Here is a 16,360-nt window from a genome sequence, read left to right as displayed (position 1 = left end):
TACCATGTGTGCCATCATTTGCTTGAGTGAATCGAAGACACGATTATGAATAAAGTGTGTTTTCATGTACTTCCACAATCTTTCAATCGGATTTAGCTCAGGTGAGTATGGAGGTAGGTAGATGATTTCGATATTGTCAGGCACAACGAGATCTTTTGATTTATGCCATCCTGCTTGGTCCATGATAATGACGATCTCTTCGTTTGTAAACGCATGACTCATTTGTTCCAGATACAGATTCATCATTTCAGTGTTGACCCAGGGCAGAAAGAGTGAGAAATTCTCACCGGTCTTTGGTTCTACAGCGCCATAAATGTAGAAATTCTGGTAGGCTTGTTTGACTTTTATCTGAAGGGGTTTTCCTGACAACGCCCAGATTCTGGCCAAGCTTGTTTGGAGGCCGAAACGAGCTTCGTCAAAGAAGAATACCCTTAGAGCGGGATTGCTTTCAGTTTTTACCTTCAAGTAACTTAGAGTTTTTTTTTATACTCTGCTTGCTTTTCCTTGTCTGCCTTGATATGGGTTGGGCGGGGTCGCTTGTATCGGAGCTTCATGTTTGATAGATTCACAGACAGGGCAGGTTTGCTGATCTTCACGCCATATACCCTTTCTAACTCTCCCCTAAGTTTGTCGAGCGTCCAAAAAACGGTATTGCCGTCATTGTCTTTTTGGGTGGTAATCCACTGTACTATTTGGCTTTTCATCTCATCAGTCAAGATTGCAGGTTTATGACCTTTAGGGTTGTCAACTAAACCCTCAATTCCGTGCTCCTTGAACTGCTTTATCCAACGGAAAAGAGTACGGGGGTTAATTCGATGTGCCCTAGATATCTCCTCGGTCGTGAGCCAGGCATAGCTCGATAATATCGTTAGTTTCCTGACCACAGCTCCATTGTGTAAAGCTGATATTGATTGCTCAATGGCTTCCAATGTGCATGAATCCAAGCTCTGCTTAGGTCGTCCCATTTCTCACTCCTTCTAAGTTTAGATATGAGACAATATAATCAGTATTTATGGCATGTCAATATAAATCTTGTATAATACATCCGCGTCTGGCGCAACCTTTTTATTGAGCTTTTCATCGAAACTGCAATCTCCCGCTTGCATTGACGCAACTACTCATCTCTCATCCTCTTGTCCCGCAGTCTCTTGTTATTCCTTCCTCTTTCCAAGGCGTTAATCAAGCCTTAATCAAGCGTTAATCAAGCGTAATAAAACTAACACTTGATTAACGCTTGATTAACGCTTGATTAACGCAGCCAAGTGGGAGAGCAGTGTAGCGCAGCATGTGGATGCTGCGGAAGCGATTTACGGAAGCGATTAATTGGATACGATTGGCTGGAGGCGATAATTCTATTTGATAAGTTTTTGCGTCCCGCACCCGAGGCGTGAGCAATTACAATTAGGACATACCAATGTGGAAACAGCGGAGCGTATTGAGAGTAAGGCAACGCATTTAACCACAATAAGATAAGAGCGGACGCGATGTGCATCCGCTCTATGATATCTTCAGCTTGCCTATGCTTATTTATTCAGGTCTTTTGCTTTGATCGTGTCTTTCTTGGGTTTGATGGTGGATTGTTCCACAAACTGGATGACCGCCATGGGGGCGGAATCGCCTTTGCGGAATCCTGCTTTAAGGACGCGGGTATAGCCGCCATTGCGGCCTTCAAACGCCGGAGCGATCTCATCAAACAGTTTTTTGACCAGGGATCTATCGCCAAGAACGCTGTAGGCAAGGCGGCGCGCGTGCACGCTATTGGCTTTGCCATAGGTGATGACGCGTTCGACGTGGCTTCTGAGTTCCTTTGCTTTGGCAAGAGTGGTGGTAATCTGTCCATGTTCGACCATGGATTTGACCAGGTTTCTGATCATCAGTCTTCTGGCATCCATTTCGCGGCCGAATTTTCTACCTTCAACTCTGTGTCGCATGTTTCACCTTCTTTTTTGCTGATGGGACTGGTTTTCTGGGGGGAACGGTGGCGGGTTTATCTTCTTTTGTTTCAGCGGTTTCCGCGGAGGTGACGACTTGAGGTCTGACCCCTCTGCTCCTCGCTTCGCGTATTTTCGTATAGATGGATTCCACGTCCATACCCAGTTCCAGATCGTATTTTTTTAATTTCTGGACGATTTCTTCGAGGGATTTCTTGCCGAAATTGCGGAATTTCAGCATTTCTGGTTCGGATTTTGAGACAAGTTCGCCGATGGTATCGATCTTGGCGCTGGTGAGGCAATTGGCAGCGCGAACGGTGAGTTCGATCTCCTTGACGCTCATATTGAGGATGCGTTCCTTCTCTTCAAGGTAAGGATCGAGTTCCACATCGCGGATATATTCCGGCTCGGTTTCAAAGAGACACATCTTGGCAGCCATATCCCTGAGGATTTTGGCAGCCAGAAAGAGTGCGATCTTTGGTTCGACAGCGCCGTTGGAATAGATATCCAGGATCAGTTTGTCGTAATTCATGCGTTCTTTGACGCGCTGGTGAGTGACGCTGAAATTGACCTTGAGGATGGGAGAATAGACGGAATCGATGGGAATGAAACCGATTGCTTTGCCTTCGGGATTCTGACGGTCGGCGGAAAAATAGCCGCGACCGATGCCGATGATGAGTTCGATCTTGAGATCGACGTCCTCGGTCACTTCCAGGAGATAGAGATCCTTGTTGATGATCTTGATATTGGCGTTTTCCTGGATCAATGAGGCAGTGAGGATTCCCTTGCCGTGGTGCTCGAGAATAACGGTGACTTCCTCAACGGAGTTGGAATAGATCACCAGTTGTTTGAGGCGCAGGATCAGATCGATATAATCCGAATTTGTGCCCATGATGGGGGAGAACTCGTGATGCAAGCCTTCGATGCGAACGAAGCGAACGGCAGCCCCTTGAATTGAGGATAATAGAACCCTGCGCAGGGTATTACCGAGCGTGGTTCCAAATCCGGGCTCCAGCGGACCTATTTCAAATCTGCCGTAATTGCGCGTGTAGCTATCCTTGTCGTGATCGACAAGTTCCGGCATCTGTAAGGGTTCAAGGTACAACATAATGACTCCTCGCTTGTTTAAGCATTATTTGGAGTAGAACTCAACGATAAGACGAAGGTCCACGGTATTGGGAATTTCGGAGGCTGCAGGGATCGAAACAAACTGCCCGCGCAGGTTTTCCTTATCGACGGAAAGCCATGCGTAAGGGGAGCTGATCTCGGTTCTTTCCACAGCATCGACGAGCATTTTCATGGTTCTGCTTTTGGGACGAACTTCGATGACATCGCCTGCTTTTAGCAATTGGGAAGGGATGTCCACCTTTTTGCCGTTGACCAGAAAATGACCATGGGTCACAAACTGGCGGGATTGCATGCGGGTGACTGCAAAGCCGAGACGATAGACGACGTTGTCCATGCGCCTTTCCAGCATTTGCAGCAGGATGTCACCGGTGACGCCGGGCAATTTGGCAGCTTTGACAAAGTAATTTTTAAACTGCTTTTCGAGCAGGCAATAGGTGTTTCTCAGTTTCTGTTTTTCTCTGAGATGGATGCCATAGTCGCTCAGTTTGCGGCGCATGTTTTTGCCATGCTGTCCTGCGGGGAACTTTCTCTTTCCCAGTATTTTATCATATTTTGCCGTGCCGAAGATGTTTTCTCCGAACTTGCGGCAAAGCTTGGCTTTGGGTCCTGTATATCTTGCCATTATCTGCTCCCTTATATCCTTCTGGTTTTGGGCGGACGGCAGCCGTTGTGAGGAATCGGGGTTTCGTCCTTGATCATGGTAACTTTGATGCCCGCGGCATTGATGGCGCGTATGGAGGATTCTCTGCCACCGCCGGGGCCTTTGACGATCACCCCGACGCGGTTGATACCCATTTCCTGCCCGATCTTTGCCACTTCGGCAGCAGCCATCTGAGCGGCGAAGGGAGTGCTCTTGCGGGAGCCCTTGTAACCGATCTTTCCGCCGCTTGACCAAGCGAGGACGTTTCCGGCGCGGTCAGTCAGCGTGATGATCGTGTTATTGAAGCTGGAATGCACGAAGACCAAGCCTTCGTCGAATGCGAGACGCACGCGCTTTTTCTTTACTCTGGTTTTCTTTGCCATTTCCTTGCTCCTATTTCTTCTTCTTAATCGCACCGGCGCGAGGTCCCTTGCGGGTTCTGGCATTGGTGTGAGTTCTTTGGCCGCGAACGGGCAAGCCGCGTTTGTGGCGCATGCCGCGATAGCTGCCGATTTCCATCAAACGTTTGATGTTCATAGCGATCTGGGTTCTGAGCGCGCCTTCGACGATGTAATCATTCTGGATGATATCGCGAAGGGCTTTTTCTTCTTCGACTGTGAGATCGGACACCTTTTTCATCTCGTCGATTTCCGCTTTGCGGCAGAGATCTTTGGCGATCGTTGGACCGATGCCGTAGATGTAGGTAAGACCGATAAACAGACGTTTGGTTTTGGGAATTTCAATACCTGCAATGTGTGCCAAGTTCGTCCTCCTTATCCCTGTCTCTGTTTATGTTTAGGGTTCGAGCTGCAGATAACGCGAATCACGCCGTAGCGCTTGATAATGCGGCAGTCTTTGCAGACTACTTTGACAGATGATCTGACTTTCATTTTGGTCTCCTTGCACTAAAGTCCATTATCTTCATGCAATGTTTATTTATAGCGATATGTGATACGTCCGCGGGAAAGGTCATAAGGAGAAAGCTCCACCTTGACCTTGTCTCCGGGGAGAATACGTATATAGTTCATGCGCATTTTGCCGGAACTGTGCGCCAATATTTCATGGCCGTTTTCCAGTTGCACGCGAAAAGTAGTGTTTGGAAGAGCTTCGGTGACGATTCCTTCCACTTCAATGACGCCGGATTTGCTCATAGGTTGCGTCCTCCTGCGAGGCTGAGAATTTCGGGTTCATGATCTGTAACCAGGATCGTGTGCTCAAAATGCGCGGACAGGCTGTCGTCCTCGGTAAAGTATTCCCAGCCGATCTCTTTGACCCGGTTAGTTCCGATATTGACCATCGGTTCGATCGCAAGAGTCATACCCGCGGAAAGACGAGGACCGCGGCTTGGCTTGCCATAATTTGGGATCTGAGGCTCTTCGTGGAGAGTCCTGCCGATACCATGACCGGTGAGGTTGTCCGCCACAAAGTAGCCGTTGGCTTGGACGTGGGATTCGATGGCATGGGAAATATCCCCAACCCGGTTTCCCGGTTTGGCTGCCGCGATTCCGCGTATCAGGCATTCATGGGTGATCTGCATCAGGTTCCTTGCGGATTCGGAGATTTCCCCCACCGCATAGGTTCTGGCAGCATCTCCATGAAAACCGTTTTTGTTCACACCAACGTCAATCCCGATAATATCACCTTCCTTGAGTATGACCTTTGCCGAGGGCAATCCATGCACAATGCCGGAATTGACCGAGGCACAGATCGCCGCGGGATATGGCTTCAGCCCAGGAACGGTATATCCCTTGAAGGAAGGCTTCGCCCCCCTGGAAAGGATGAAGTCCTCGGCAAAAGTATCCAGCTCAAGGGTGTCCACCCCCGGCTTGATCATCCCGGCAAGCGCTTCCAGCAGCTCTGCCACTATCTGGCTGCTGCTGCGCATCATATTGATCTCGGAAGCTGATTTGATAAAGATCATACTAACTGGTGCGTCCGCGGAGTTTTCCCTTCTTCATGAAACCGTCATAGTGACGCATCACGAGATGGGATTCGATCTGCTGCAGAGTGTCCAGCGCGACGCCGACGACGATGATGAGACCGGTTCCGCCAAAATAGAATGGCAGCTTGAAATAGGTGCTCATGATTTCCGGGATCAATGCCACGAAAGCGAAGAAAACCGCTCCGGGGAGAGTGATGCGGGTGAGCACCGTGCTGATATATTCAGCGGTCTTTCTTCCGGGCTTTTTACCGGGAATGTGTCCGCCGTATTTGACCATGTTTTCAGCCATTTCAGTGGGGTTGAGCACTATCGCGGTATAGAAATAGGCAAAGAAGATGATCATGCTGACATAGAGCACCGTGTAGAGCGCGGCACCGGGGCGCAGCCAATCCTGCAGAGTAACCCAGAAACCTGCGCTGGCAGTTCCACCGATCATTGCGGCGATCGTGGCGGGAAACATCAATACGGATTGGGCAAAGATGATGGGAATCACACCCGCGGTGTTTACCCTTAGCGGAATATATGTGCTCTGACCGCCATAGACCCGGCGTCCGACGATGCGTTTGGCATACTGGACGGGGATCTTGCGCACGGCTTCGGTCACATAGATCACCGCTGCGGTGACGGCAACCATCACTGCGAGGGCAAGCAAGGATATCCACACATAATTCAGGTTTGATTGCATCAATCTGAACATGCGGATGAAGCCTTCAGGGTAGCGGGCAATGATACCGGCAAAGATGATCAGTGAGATTCCGTTTCCGATTCCGTGTTCGGTGATCTGCTCACCCAACCACATAACTATCATGGTGCCGGTGATGAGGGTCACGATTCCGGTGAACTGAAATAGCAATCCCGGAAGCGGAATGACTCCGCCGGGCAGGCTGGCAAGCCAGATGGTGATGGTGACCGAATTGAACGCCGCCAAGCCGACTGTGGCATAGCGGGTGATCTGATTCATCTTTTTCTGACCGTCCGCGCCTTCTTTGCGCAGTTTCTCAAAATAGGGAATGATGCTTCCGAGGAGTTGGATAACGATCGAGGCGGTGATATAGGGCATGATTCCCAGTGCAAAGACTGAGGCACGCTCAAAGTTTCCGCCCACAAACAGATCCAATAAACCAAAGAGGGTGTTTCCGCCTTCTTTGGCGCCTTCGAAGAAAGCTTTGAGCTGGGTGGCGTCCACGCCGGGAATCGGCACGAAACTACCCATGCGGTATAGCACCAGAAACAGTGCGGTAAATAATATCTTCTTCTTCAAGTCCGGAATCCGGAACATGTTTACGATAGTCTTAAACAAATTACACCACCTCCGCCTTGCCACCGTTGGCTTCGATGATCTCTTTGGCACGCTTGGAGAAAGCGTTTGCCTTCACGTTTACAGCCAGAGTGAACTCTTCCAAGGTGGAGGCAAGGACTTTGACGGGAGACTTTGATTTTTGTCCCTTGCTCGGGATCAAACCCATCAATTCGAGTTTGGCGATATCATAATCGGTCTCTTCGATGCCGATCAAACGGGAGAGATTGAGCACGCGGTAGCTGACGCGAAAGATATTCTTGAAGCCGCGTTTCGGCAAGCGACGCTGCATGGGCATCTGACCGCCTTCGAACCAAGATGGAACCTTTCCACCGGATCGGGCTTTCTTACCCTTGTGTCCGCGTCCGGCTTGATGACCGTGACCGCTTCCCTGACCCTTGCCAAGGCGTTTTTTATTTTTTCTTCCGGCTGGTTTGCCCAGATTACTTAAGGTCAACATTCCTATTCTCCTTGCACTTCTTCTACTTTGAGCATGAAGGCAACTTTGTTGATCATACCGCGAATGCAAGGATTATCGTCATGAATTCGGCATTTGCCGAGATGTCCCAGACCGAGGGACTTGACAACCCGTTTATGGTCTTCCTTTCGGTTTATCGTGCTTTTTATTAGCGTGACTTTGAGCTTCATTTCTCCTCCTGTCCGGTGATTTCGGCGATGGATTTGTTGCGAAGGCGGGCAATGTCGTTCAGAGTGCGCATGGATTTCAACCCGGCGATCGTGGCTTTGACCACGTTGCAGGGGGTGTTTGAGCCGAGGGATTTGCAGAGAATATTCTGGATTCCGGCAGCTTCAAAGATGGCGCGGGCTGTTCCACCGGCAATGACTCCGGTACCTGCCGAAGCAGGTTTCATCATCACGCGGCTGGCTCCATAGCGGGAAACGATCTCATGTGGGATCGTGCCTTTGACCATGGGAACGCGAAACATCGATTTGGCGGCTTTTTCCTTGGCTTTGCGAATGGCATCGACGATTTCATTTGCCTTGCCATTGCCGACTCCGATATTGCCGGCGCGGTCTCCCACGACGACGATGGCGCTGAAACTGAAGTTTCTGCCGCCCTTGACGACTTTCGAAACACGCTTGGTCTCAATGATCTTTTCGATCAATTTATCATCTTCTGTATGGCTACTACGTTCGTAATTCAAGCGATCCTCCTTTTAGAATTCCAAACCGGCTTTGCGGGCACCATCAGCCAGAGCTTTGACTCTGCCGTGATACTTGTATCCGGCACGGTCAAAGGCGACCTTGGTGATGCCGGCGGCGAGGGCTTTTTCACCCAATTTGACACCGACCACAAAACTCAATTCGGTTCTCTTCGTGCCTTTGTCGGCATCGAAATCCTTGGCTTTGCTGGACATCGAGACGAGAGTGAGACCCTTGGCGTCGTCGATGATCTGGGCATAAATATGCTTCAAGCTGCGGAAAACAGCCAGTCTGGGGCGCTGGGCGGTGCCGCTCAAGCGCTTGCGGATCGCGGCTCTGCGGCGTTGGCGAAGGGCGGTTTTGGTAATATTACTAGGTTTTATCATTTAGTGGCACCTCGTTTACTTCGACCCGGCTTTTCCGGCTTTGATGGTGACGTGTTCGTCCTGATAGCGGACGCCTTTGCCCTTGTAGTTTTCAGGTGGGCGGCAAGCGCGCACTTCAGAGGCGAATTGACCCACGACCTGCTTGTCTATCCCCTTGATGCGGATAATGCTCTGCAGATCGCTTCTGGTTCCCTTGGCGCGGGGTACGGCTTGGGCTTCCACTTTCAATCCCTCGGGAATCTGCAGCACGATGTCGTGCGAGTATCCCAAGGACAATTTCAGCCAGGGTCCGATGACCTCGGAGGAATATCCGGTTCCGATGATAATAAGGGTTTTCAGGTAGCCTTCGTTGACTCCGGTCACCATATTTTGCAATAGTGCGCGGGTGAGTCCATGCAGAGCTCTCTGGGATTTGCTATCGTCACTGCGAAGTACGTTCATAACGTTGTCTTCGATGTTGACGCTGATCCCCGGCATCAGCCGGTAGCTCAGTTTGCCCAGGTTGCCAGTGACACTCACAAGAGAATCAACGATCTGCACCTCGGTATCGGAATTAAGTTTGATGGGGGCTTTTCCTATGCGTGACACTTCAAACCTCCTACCAAACCTTGCAGACGAATTCGCCGCCGACGCGCTTGATCCTGGCATCGCGATCCACCATCACACCATCACTGGTGGAAATGATGGCGCAGCCGGTATTGTTATACACGCTTGGTATGTTGTCGGCTTTGACATAGACACGTCTTCCGGGTTTGGAGATTCTCACCAGACCTAACATCACCGGGGCACCGGCGTTGGTATAGCGCAGAATCACCAAAATACGTTTATAATTAATCTTCTGTTCCGGGTCCTTATCCAGGACCTGGACGCTGTTGACAAAGTTCTCGGCAGCGAGTAACTTCACGACCGATTCGACGAGCCGGTTGTGATTTACAATCACTTGCGTATGTCCGGCACGATATGCATTACGGATTTTGGTCAATGCATCAGCTATCGGATCACTAACGCTCATTTATTCCTCCAGTTTTTACCAGCTTGACCTGGTGATTCCCGGGATATGTCCCTGGGAAGCATATTTGCGGAAGCACAGACGGCACATGCCGAAATCGCGCATGAATGCGCGGGGGCGTCCGCAAAGTAGGCAGCGGTTGTATTTTCTGACTTTGAACTTGGGAGTTCTTTGCTGTTTGATTATCAATGATTTCTTTGCCAAGGTAATCTCCTTATTGATTGCGTTGGAATGGCATACCAAGTTCTCTGAGAAGTTCACGGCTTTCCTCGTCGGTTTTAGCCGTGGTTACGATCGTAATATTAAGTCCGCGGATGGCATCGATCTTGTCGTATTCGATTTCCGGAAAGACGGTCTGTTCTTTCAGACCGAAGGAGAAATTTCCCCTTCCGTCAAACGAATCCGCCGGAATGCCGCGGAAGTCTCTGATACGCGGTATGACTACGGAGACCAAACGGTCATAGAATTCATACATCACTTCGGCTCGCAAGGTGACCTTGCATCCGATGGGCATGCCCTGACGGAGCTTGAAGTTTGAGATCGATTTGCGGGCGCGGGTGATGATGACTTTTCTGCCGGTGATCTGTTCCATATCCTTGACTGCGTTGTCCAGGATGGCTTTGTTTTGAGTGGCGCTGCCCACGCCCATGCTCACCACGATCTTATCCAGACGGGGAACCTGATGCGCGTTTTTGTAGCCAAAGCGTTTGTTCAAAGCCGGGACTACCTGGGTGCTATAATGTTCTTTCAAACGGTTCATGCTTTTGCTCCTTTACAGCTCGTCGCCAGATTTTTTGCACACGCGGACGCGGATACCATCGCGCAATTTGACGACAGGTTTGGACACGGCATTCAGTTTCTCGTTAAAGAGCATTACGTTCGATGACTGAATCGGAGCTTCCTTGGTGATGATGCCGCCCTGAGGGTTGCGTTGGGAGGGTTTGGCATGTTTTTTGATCAGATTGACTTTTTCCACGATGACGCGTCCCGTCTTGGGAAAAGATTTGAGGACGCGGCCTTTTCTGCCTTTGTCATCTCCGCTGATCACTATCACATAGTCGCCTTTTTTAAGGTTCATTTTAGTTGACATCATTCCTCCCCTAAAGCACTTCCGGAGCCAGGGACACGATCTTCATATAGTGCGCTTCGCGCAGTTCGCGTGCCACGGGACCGAATATACGGGTGCCTTTGGGTTCGTGCTTCTCGTCGATGATGACGGCGGCGTTATCGGCAAAACGGATATATGATCCGTCCGCTCTGCGCACTTCTTTGGCGGTGCGCACGATAACCGCGCGTTCGACGGTGCCTTTTTTGACTTTACCGCCCGGAGTGGCGGATTTGATCGCGACAACGATTACGTCTCCGATGGAGGCGTATTTGCGTCTGGTGCCGCCCAAGACCTTGATACACATGGCTTTCTTGGCACCGGAGTTGTCGGCGATATTCAATACGGTTTGAGCTTGAATCATTCCAAAACTCCCCTTTACTTGGTTCTTTGCACGATCTTGTGCAAAATCCAGCGTTTACGGGCGCTCATTGGGCGATATTCCATGATCTGGACAGTATCGCCTTCATGGGCTTCGTTATTCTCATCATGCGCCATAAACTTTTTGTGGCGGCGCACGGTCTTCTTATACAAAGGATGTATATATTGTCGTTGCACTCTGACAACGATGGTTTTATCGCTCTTGTCGGAAACAACTACACCCTGTTTGATCATTTTTTGAGACAGAGCCACGTTCACCTCCTGCCTTTTTCTTGTTCGTTGACGATGGTGTTTATCCTGGCAATCTCTCTTCTCACGATGCGGATCCGGTCGGGTCTGTCCAATAGGTTTCTGGCTTTCTGAAACCGCAGGTTAAAGAGTTCGATTCTCAGTTCTTCGAGCTTGGAGTTCAGCTCTTCCAAATGCAATTCGCGCATTTCTTCGGTCTTCATAGTTCTACTCCTTCACGGGCGATGAGGCGTGTCCTGATTGGCAGTTTGTGCGATGCAAGGCGCATAGCTTCCTTGGCGATCTTGACGTCCACGCCTTCCAATTCAAAAAGGACGCGTCCGGGACGAACCACGGCAACCCAATATTCAGGGGCGCCTTTGCCTTTACCCATGCGCGTTTCTGCCGGTTTACTGGTGATCGGCTTATCCGGGAATATCCGAATCCACACTTTTCCCAAGCGTTTCATGTGACGGGTGATGGCGATACGGGCAGCTTCGATCTGGCGGCTGGATATGAACGCTGCTTCAAGCGCGATCAAACCATAATCCCCGAAATCGATGTTGCTGCCGGTCCATGCCAGACCGCAACGTCTGCCTTTCATCATCTTCCGATGTCTTACTTTTTTTGGTGCTAACATCTGTCTCTCCTCAACCTAAGATATCGCCTTTGTAGATCCATACCTTGATGCCGATGACGCCGTAGGTGGTATTTGCTTCCACGATGGCATAGTCGATATCGGCTCTCAGGGTATGAAGCGGGGTTCTGCCTTGCTTATAGCGTTCGGTTCTGGCAATTTCAGCGCCGCCGAGACGACCCGAAACCTGAACTTTCACGCCAAAGGCTCCGTCCTTGAGCACGTTGCGCATTGCCATTTTCATGGCACGGCGAAAAGATACGCGCTCTTCCAATTGACGGGAGATCTCATGACCAACAAGGCGGGCGTCCAGCCACAGTTTGTCGATCTGCTCGATATTGATCGAGACGGTGATCGGCACCAGGCGGTTCTTATTTATGAGAACATTCAGCTCATTGCGCAGACGGTCGATGTCCTCGCCCTTTTTGCCGATCACGAGACCGGGGCGGGCAGTGTGGATATCGATGGTGATCGAGCTGGTTTTACGGGAAATCTTGACCTTTGAAACCATCTTGTCCGCAAGACGTTTGTGGATATAGCTTCTGACCTTGATATCTTCCTGGAGAAATTCCACATAAGAGTTTCCTTGCGCAAACCAGATGGATTCGGTGTCTTTATTCACACCGATACGATACAGGATGGGGTGTATTTTTTGTCCCAAGGTTTTCCTCCTATTCCAGTGTCTGGATTTCCAGGGCGATATGACAGGTCGGACGACGAATCATAAAGGCTCTACCCTGAGCTCGCGGCATATAACGTTTCATTTGGGGACCGACGTCGGCGACGGCTTTGGTGACGAAGACCTGGTTCAGATCGACCTTGGGCTCCTTCACCTGAGCGTTGGCGATTGCCGATGCCAATAACTTATGTATCAACACAGCGGATCTTCTGCGTGAAAACTGAAGTATCTTCTGGGCTTCGCTGACGCGCTTGTAGCGGATCATATCCAATACCAGACGTGCCTTGCGAGCCGAACCACGGGCAAAACGAAGTTTAGCGGTTGCTTCCATTATTTCATCTCCCCCTATTTACCCTTTTTCTTTCTGTCTTTGTGACCGCGGTAGGTACGAGTCGGGCTGAATTCGCCAAGCTTGTGTCCCACCATGTTTTCGGTCACATACACCGGCACAAATTTGTGCCCGTTGTGCACTGAAAAGGTATGTCCGATAAAAGAGGGTATAATCACCGAGCGGCGCGACCAGGTTTTGATCACGTTTTTTTTGCTGTCGGTATTCAGTACTTCCACTTTTTTCTGGAGGTGATCATCAACGAAAGGACCTTTTTTAATTGAGCGTGCCATAATTTCCTCCCATTATCTCTTTTTGACTGCTTTCACGATATATTTATCGGAATACTTACGGGTTTTACGGGTTTTTCCGCCTTTGGCGGGTTTGCCCCAAGGTGAGACTGGATGTCCGCCACCGGAGGATTTGCCTTCGCCGCCGCCCATAGGGTGGTCAACGGGGTTCATCGCCACACCGCGAACGGTGGGACGGATACCCATCCAGCGTTTGCGTCCGGCTTTGCCGATCTGGATCAGATTGTGATCGGGGTTGCTCACTTGTCCCATGGTCGCCAGGCATTCCTTACGCACCAAATGCACGTCGTTGGAAGGCATTTTGATATGGACATAGTCCCCATCTTTGGCGACTACCTGTCCATAGGTTCCGGCGCTGCGTGCGATCTGCCCGCCGCGTCCCTTTTTCAGCTCGATATTGTGAACGGTCGAGCCCAGCGGGATTCTTTCCAGGGGAAGGGCGTTTCCGACCGCGATTTCGGCATCGGGTCCAGACATCACTTTGTCACCGACGGCAAGACCGTCAGGAGCGATGATATAACGTTTCTCTCCATCAACGTAATGGAGGAGTGCGATCCGGGCTGTACGATTCGGATCATATTCTATGGTAGCCACTTTGGCAGGGATACCGGTTTTATCGCGCTTGAAATCGATGATGCGATAATGACGACGATGACCGCCGCCGCGATGACGACAGGTGATCCTGCCTTGGTTGTTGCGGCCGCCGGTTTTGTGCAATGGCTTGAGCAGCGACTTTTCCGGTGTGTCGGTCGTGATCTCATCAAAGGTATATCCGGTGCGATAACGAAGTGTCGGGGTGATCGGTTTATATTTCTTAATTCCCATTATGTCACCTCTTAGACTTCAAAAGCAGCGATCTTATCGCCTTGGCGAAGGGTTACGATCGCTTTTTTCCAATCCGGTCGCTTGCCGCTATAACGTCCGAGACGTTTTGGCTTGCCAAGCATGCGGATGGTGTTTACGGCAAGAACTTTGACCGCGAAGATGCGTTCGATGGCGTTCTTGATTTCTATCTTATTAGCATTGATGCTCACCTTGAAAGTGTAGGTGTTATTGTCCTGCATCTGCATGCTGCTTTTTTCCGTGATGATCGGAGCGATTACAATATTGCGCGGATGTATCATGAGCCAAATACCTCCTCCACTTTATTCAGGGCTTCCTGGGTCATGACGATATAGCTGCTCTTGAGAATCTCATAAGCGTGCAAGCTGTCCGCTCTGTCCGTCATCACATCCGGAAGGTTGGTGAAGGATTTCACCGTGGGGATGTGATGTCCGTCCGTGACCACGAGTTTGCGTCCTTTTTCGGCAATGATCTTGCCCAATAGGTCTTTTGCCAGCTTGGTGCTCGGTTGAGCATAAAGGAGACCTTCGACGATGAAGATGCGTCCTTCGCGGGCACGATCCGTAAGAGCGACTCTGAGCGCTTGCCGTTTCTTGGTGCGCGGAATATTTTTATACCAATTCTTGGGCAGGATCGCGAAGGCTTTGCCACCGTGTACGCGGATCGGTGAACGGCGCGAGCCCACACGGGCGTTGCCGGTGCCTTTTTGTTTGAACAGCTTGCGGGTGCTGCCCGCTGTCATGCTGCGGCTTTTCTTTTGAACGGTGCCCTGGCGTTGGTTGCCAAGGTACATCGTCACGACTTCGTGCAGCAGGATCTTGGGAGAATTGACGTCCACATCAAAGACGCTTGACGGCAATTCGACCTCGCCCACTTGGTCGCCGAGGGAATTGAATTTTATTGCTTTTACCATTTGATTATCTCCCCCCTACTGTTCTTTCTGGATCAGGATCAATGAATTGCGGTGCCCGGGGACTGCGCCTTTGACCATGATCAGACCATTTTCGACGTCAACTTTGACGACGCTGAGATGACGCACACTCACGCGGGCATTGCCATGCTGTCCTGCCATCTTGGTGTTTTTGAATACGCGGGAAGGCTGGGCGCATTGACCGATCGAACCGCCGCCGCGGAAGGATTCATGCACGCCGTGCGAAGCTTGGAAGCCTTTGAATCCGTGGCGTTTCATCACGCCGGTGAAACCGCGTCCCTTGGATTTTGAGGTGACGGTGACGGTTTCAGATTCCTTAAATAGGTCGGCTTTCAGTTCGTCGCCCACGTTGTAATCCCCTGTTTCCTGTCCGAAGGAAGGACGGAACTCGCGGATATAGCGATAGGTGGGGCTGCCGTTTTTCTTGAAGTGTCCGAGCAGAGGACGGCTCACGCGCTTTTCTGCAAGCTCTTCATAACCAAGCTGCAAGGCGTCGTATCCGTGTTCTGTTTCGTTGCGTTTGCAGATCACCCGGCAAGGACCGGCTTTGAGCACCGTGACCGGCATCACTTTGCCGTTGGCGTCAAAGATCTGCGTCATGCCAATTTTCTTTCCTATTAGTCCCAACATGCTCAGCTCCTTGAGTTTGCCTTGATCTCCACGTGAACTCCGGCAGGCAGGCTCAGCTTTTTGAGCGCGTTAGTGGTCTGCTGGGTGGGATTCACGATATCGACCAATCTCTTATGAACCAGCATTTGAAACTGGTCTTGCGATTTCTTGTCCGCATGGGGTGAACGCAGGATCGTATATACTGTCCGGTCTGTTGGTAGTGGAATAGGTCCGATGACCTTGGCTCCAGTGTTGCGAGTGCTTTTCACTATCTCTGCCACAGATTGATCCAACAGGCGGTGATCGTATGCTTTCAACTTGATCCGAATGCGATTTTCGAGTTTACTCACTGGTACCTCCAATTTTTTGGCAGAAAACCCCTACCGGGATGAAACTCGTGAAAACCGAGCTCACCCGCATCAGCAGGTTCTGATTCTGCATAAATTGTCTTGAATTAGTGCGGCAAAGCGAGTGCGCTCTGCCCGCGTGATACTCATCACGAGTATCCCGTTTAAAGGATAACATCGTTCCTCCTAAAGAACTATAAGTCCCTGCAATCTTTGGGACTTGTGCTGTGCGTTAATTCCGCTTTTGGTTAATGAAAGCCACTCAATTTGAAACGCCTATTTTTGTCAAATACTTTTTTGGTTTGATCTGGTCTCGATCCCTTGAGACTGTTCAAAAACCATCACCATTCTACGCTGCTTTACCAGAGCACTTGGAGAATAAGTGGTCTAAGTGCTTCCATTTTACATTTTCTTGACAGATTTGGGAGATGTTCAGATTGGCAATCAGCGATTGCTCATGCATG

General features: G+C 50.4%; 33 protein-coding genes. All 33 read right to left on the bottom strand.

Translation table 11 applies throughout. From position 1 onward, the window contains the following. The coding region (locus tag Q8M98_01890; protein MDP3113505.1) for an IS630 family transposase at window positions 1-465 on the bottom strand (465 nt) is incomplete at its 3' end. Window positions 466-470: 5 nt separating this feature from the next. Further along, window positions 471-965, bottom strand: a complete 495-nt coding sequence (locus Q8M98_01885; protein MDP3113504.1) for a helix-turn-helix domain-containing protein — start codon at window positions 963-965, stop codon at window positions 471-473. A gap of 558 nt (window positions 966-1,523) precedes the next feature. Continuing rightward, window positions 1,524-1,931, bottom strand: a complete 408-nt coding sequence (gene rplQ / locus Q8M98_01880) for a 50S ribosomal protein L17 (GenBank protein ID MDP3113503.1) — start codon at window positions 1,929-1,931, stop codon at window positions 1,524-1,526. Then, window positions 1,915-3,039 (bottom strand): DNA-directed RNA polymerase subunit alpha, encoded by a 1,125-nt coding sequence (locus Q8M98_01875; protein ID MDP3113502.1) that lies wholly within the window; start codon window positions 3,037-3,039, stop codon window positions 1,915-1,917. Before Q8M98_01875 ends, rplQ begins: the two co-directional genes overlap by 17 nt. Window positions 3,040-3,063: 24 nt before the next feature. Next, on the bottom strand, window positions 3,064-3,681 hold the full coding sequence (rpsD, locus tag Q8M98_01870; GenBank protein MDP3113501.1) for a 30S ribosomal protein S4: 618 nt from the start codon (window positions 3,679-3,681) through the stop codon (window positions 3,064-3,066). Between the two features lie 11 nt (window positions 3,682-3,692). Continuing rightward, window positions 3,693-4,082, bottom strand: a complete 390-nt coding sequence (rpsK, locus tag Q8M98_01865) for a 30S ribosomal protein S11 (protein MDP3113500.1) — start codon at window positions 4,080-4,082, stop codon at window positions 3,693-3,695. A gap of 10 nt (window positions 4,083-4,092) precedes the next feature. Next, window positions 4,093-4,461, bottom strand: a complete 369-nt coding sequence (gene rpsM, locus Q8M98_01860; GenBank protein ID MDP3113499.1) for a 30S ribosomal protein S13 — start codon at window positions 4,459-4,461, stop codon at window positions 4,093-4,095. Between the two features lie 11 nt (window positions 4,462-4,472). After that, window positions 4,473-4,589 (bottom strand): 50S ribosomal protein L36, encoded by a 117-nt coding sequence (gene rpmJ / locus Q8M98_01855; protein MDP3113498.1) that lies wholly within the window; start codon window positions 4,587-4,589, stop codon window positions 4,473-4,475. 42 nt (window positions 4,590-4,631) lie between these two features. Further along, window positions 4,632-4,850, bottom strand: a complete 219-nt coding sequence (gene infA / locus Q8M98_01850) for a translation initiation factor IF-1 (protein MDP3113497.1) — start codon at window positions 4,848-4,850, stop codon at window positions 4,632-4,634. Continuing rightward, entirely contained in the window at window positions 4,847-5,620 is a 774-nt protein-coding gene (gene map / locus Q8M98_01845) for a type I methionyl aminopeptidase (protein MDP3113496.1), read from the bottom strand. The genes infA and map overlap by 4 nt, the downstream gene beginning before the upstream one ends. A 1-nt stretch (window position 5,621) precedes the next feature. Next, window positions 5,622-6,941 (bottom strand): preprotein translocase subunit SecY, encoded by a 1,320-nt coding sequence (gene secY / locus Q8M98_01840; GenBank protein ID MDP3113495.1) that lies wholly within the window; start codon window positions 6,939-6,941, stop codon window positions 5,622-5,624. Window position 6,942: 1 nt separating this feature from the next. Further along, window positions 6,943-7,398: a 50S ribosomal protein L15 gene (gene rplO / locus Q8M98_01835; protein ID MDP3113494.1), complete on the bottom strand. Its 456-nt coding sequence runs from the start codon at window positions 7,396-7,398 to the stop codon at window positions 6,943-6,945. A gap of 2 nt (window positions 7,399-7,400) precedes the next feature. After that, window positions 7,401-7,586 (bottom strand): 50S ribosomal protein L30, encoded by a 186-nt coding sequence (gene rpmD, locus Q8M98_01830; GenBank protein MDP3113493.1) that lies wholly within the window; start codon window positions 7,584-7,586, stop codon window positions 7,401-7,403. Then, window positions 7,583-8,104 carry a 30S ribosomal protein S5 gene (gene rpsE, locus Q8M98_01825; protein ID MDP3113492.1) on the bottom strand — a complete coding sequence of 174 codons (522 nt, stop codon included), beginning with the start codon at window positions 8,102-8,104 and terminating at the stop codon, window positions 7,583-7,585. The genes rpmD and rpsE overlap by 4 nt, the downstream gene beginning before the upstream one ends. A 12-nt stretch (window positions 8,105-8,116) precedes the next feature. Then, window positions 8,117-8,488 carry a 50S ribosomal protein L18 gene (rplR, locus tag Q8M98_01820; protein MDP3113491.1) on the bottom strand — a complete coding sequence of 124 codons (372 nt, stop codon included), beginning with the start codon at window positions 8,486-8,488 and terminating at the stop codon, window positions 8,117-8,119. A gap of 15 nt (window positions 8,489-8,503) precedes the next feature. Next, on the bottom strand, window positions 8,504-9,076 hold the full coding sequence (gene rplF, locus Q8M98_01815; GenBank protein ID MDP3113490.1) for a 50S ribosomal protein L6: 573 nt from the start codon (window positions 9,074-9,076) through the stop codon (window positions 8,504-8,506). A 10-nt stretch (window positions 9,077-9,086) separates the two neighbouring features. After that, on the bottom strand, window positions 9,087-9,500 hold the full coding sequence (gene rpsH / locus Q8M98_01810) for a 30S ribosomal protein S8 (GenBank protein ID MDP3113489.1): 414 nt from the start codon (window positions 9,498-9,500) through the stop codon (window positions 9,087-9,089). Window positions 9,501-9,515: 15 nt separating this feature from the next. Beyond that, window positions 9,516-9,701, bottom strand: coding sequence for a type Z 30S ribosomal protein S14 (locus Q8M98_01805; protein ID MDP3113488.1), 186 nt, complete (start codon window positions 9,699-9,701; stop codon window positions 9,516-9,518). A gap of 10 nt (window positions 9,702-9,711) precedes the next feature. Next, window positions 9,712-10,257 carry a 50S ribosomal protein L5 gene (gene rplE, locus Q8M98_01800; protein MDP3113487.1) on the bottom strand — a complete coding sequence of 182 codons (546 nt, stop codon included), beginning with the start codon at window positions 10,255-10,257 and terminating at the stop codon, window positions 9,712-9,714. A gap of 12 nt (window positions 10,258-10,269) precedes the next feature. Further along, window positions 10,270-10,575: a 50S ribosomal protein L24 gene (gene rplX / locus Q8M98_01795; GenBank protein ID MDP3113486.1), complete on the bottom strand. Its 306-nt coding sequence runs from the start codon at window positions 10,573-10,575 to the stop codon at window positions 10,270-10,272. 22 nt (window positions 10,576-10,597) lie between these two features. Continuing rightward, a complete protein-coding gene (gene rplN / locus Q8M98_01790) occupies window positions 10,598-10,966 on the bottom strand; it encodes a 50S ribosomal protein L14 (GenBank protein ID MDP3113485.1) in 369 nt (122 codons plus the stop codon). A 14-nt stretch (window positions 10,967-10,980) separates the two neighbouring features. Then, the gene (gene rpsQ, locus Q8M98_01785; GenBank protein ID MDP3113484.1) at window positions 10,981-11,217 is read right to left on the bottom strand and encodes a 30S ribosomal protein S17; all 237 of its coding nucleotides are present in this window, start codon (window positions 11,215-11,217) and stop codon (window positions 10,981-10,983) included. Window positions 11,218-11,237: 20 nt separating this feature from the next. Further along, window positions 11,238-11,435, bottom strand: a complete 198-nt coding sequence (rpmC, locus tag Q8M98_01780) for a 50S ribosomal protein L29 (protein MDP3113483.1) — start codon at window positions 11,433-11,435, stop codon at window positions 11,238-11,240. Continuing rightward, a complete protein-coding gene (gene rplP, locus Q8M98_01775) occupies window positions 11,432-11,851 on the bottom strand; it encodes a 50S ribosomal protein L16 (GenBank protein MDP3113482.1) in 420 nt (139 codons plus the stop codon). The genes rpmC and rplP overlap by 4 nt, the downstream gene beginning before the upstream one ends. 10 nt (window positions 11,852-11,861) lie before the next feature. Beyond that, window positions 11,862-12,509: a 30S ribosomal protein S3 gene (rpsC, locus tag Q8M98_01770; GenBank protein MDP3113481.1), complete on the bottom strand. Its 648-nt coding sequence runs from the start codon at window positions 12,507-12,509 to the stop codon at window positions 11,862-11,864. A 10-nt stretch (window positions 12,510-12,519) separates the two neighbouring features. Continuing rightward, complete coding sequence (gene rplV, locus Q8M98_01765; protein ID MDP3113480.1) at window positions 12,520-12,858, bottom strand: 50S ribosomal protein L22; 339 nt, start codon at window positions 12,856-12,858, stop codon at window positions 12,520-12,522. A 14-nt stretch (window positions 12,859-12,872) separates the two neighbouring features. Further along, window positions 12,873-13,148: a 30S ribosomal protein S19 gene (rpsS, locus tag Q8M98_01760; protein ID MDP3113479.1), complete on the bottom strand. Its 276-nt coding sequence runs from the start codon at window positions 13,146-13,148 to the stop codon at window positions 12,873-12,875. A gap of 12 nt (window positions 13,149-13,160) precedes the next feature. After that, window positions 13,161-13,991, bottom strand: coding sequence for a 50S ribosomal protein L2 (gene rplB, locus Q8M98_01755; protein MDP3113478.1), 831 nt, complete (start codon window positions 13,989-13,991; stop codon window positions 13,161-13,163). A gap of 11 nt (window positions 13,992-14,002) precedes the next feature. Beyond that, window positions 14,003-14,290 carry a 50S ribosomal protein L23 gene (rplW, locus tag Q8M98_01750; protein ID MDP3113477.1) on the bottom strand — a complete coding sequence of 96 codons (288 nt, stop codon included), beginning with the start codon at window positions 14,288-14,290 and terminating at the stop codon, window positions 14,003-14,005. Next, complete coding sequence (rplD, locus tag Q8M98_01745) at window positions 14,287-14,922, bottom strand: 50S ribosomal protein L4 (GenBank protein MDP3113476.1); 636 nt, start codon at window positions 14,920-14,922, stop codon at window positions 14,287-14,289. Before rplD ends, rplW begins: the two co-directional genes overlap by 4 nt. A 15-nt stretch (window positions 14,923-14,937) precedes the next feature. Then, complete coding sequence (gene rplC, locus Q8M98_01740) at window positions 14,938-15,570, bottom strand: 50S ribosomal protein L3 (protein ID MDP3113475.1); 633 nt, start codon at window positions 15,568-15,570, stop codon at window positions 14,938-14,940. A gap of 2 nt (window positions 15,571-15,572) precedes the next feature. Beyond that, the gene (rpsJ, locus tag Q8M98_01735; protein MDP3113474.1) at window positions 15,573-15,899 is read right to left on the bottom strand and encodes a 30S ribosomal protein S10; all 327 of its coding nucleotides are present in this window, start codon (window positions 15,897-15,899) and stop codon (window positions 15,573-15,575) included. After that, on the bottom strand, window positions 15,892-16,074 hold the full coding sequence (locus Q8M98_01730; protein MDP3113473.1) for a hypothetical protein: 183 nt from the start codon (window positions 16,072-16,074) through the stop codon (window positions 15,892-15,894). Before Q8M98_01730 ends, rpsJ begins: the two co-directional genes overlap by 8 nt. Window positions 16,075-16,360 lie beyond the last annotated feature (286 nt).

This window comes from Candidatus Cloacimonadaceae bacterium (assembly GCA_030693415.1).
In the GTDB taxonomy this organism is placed as follows: Bacteria; Cloacimonadota; Cloacimonadia; order Cloacimonadales; family Cloacimonadaceae; genus JAUYAR01.
The sequence above is the reverse complement of the archived record's forward strand: the minus strand, read 5'-3'. Positions and strand labels throughout refer to the sequence as shown.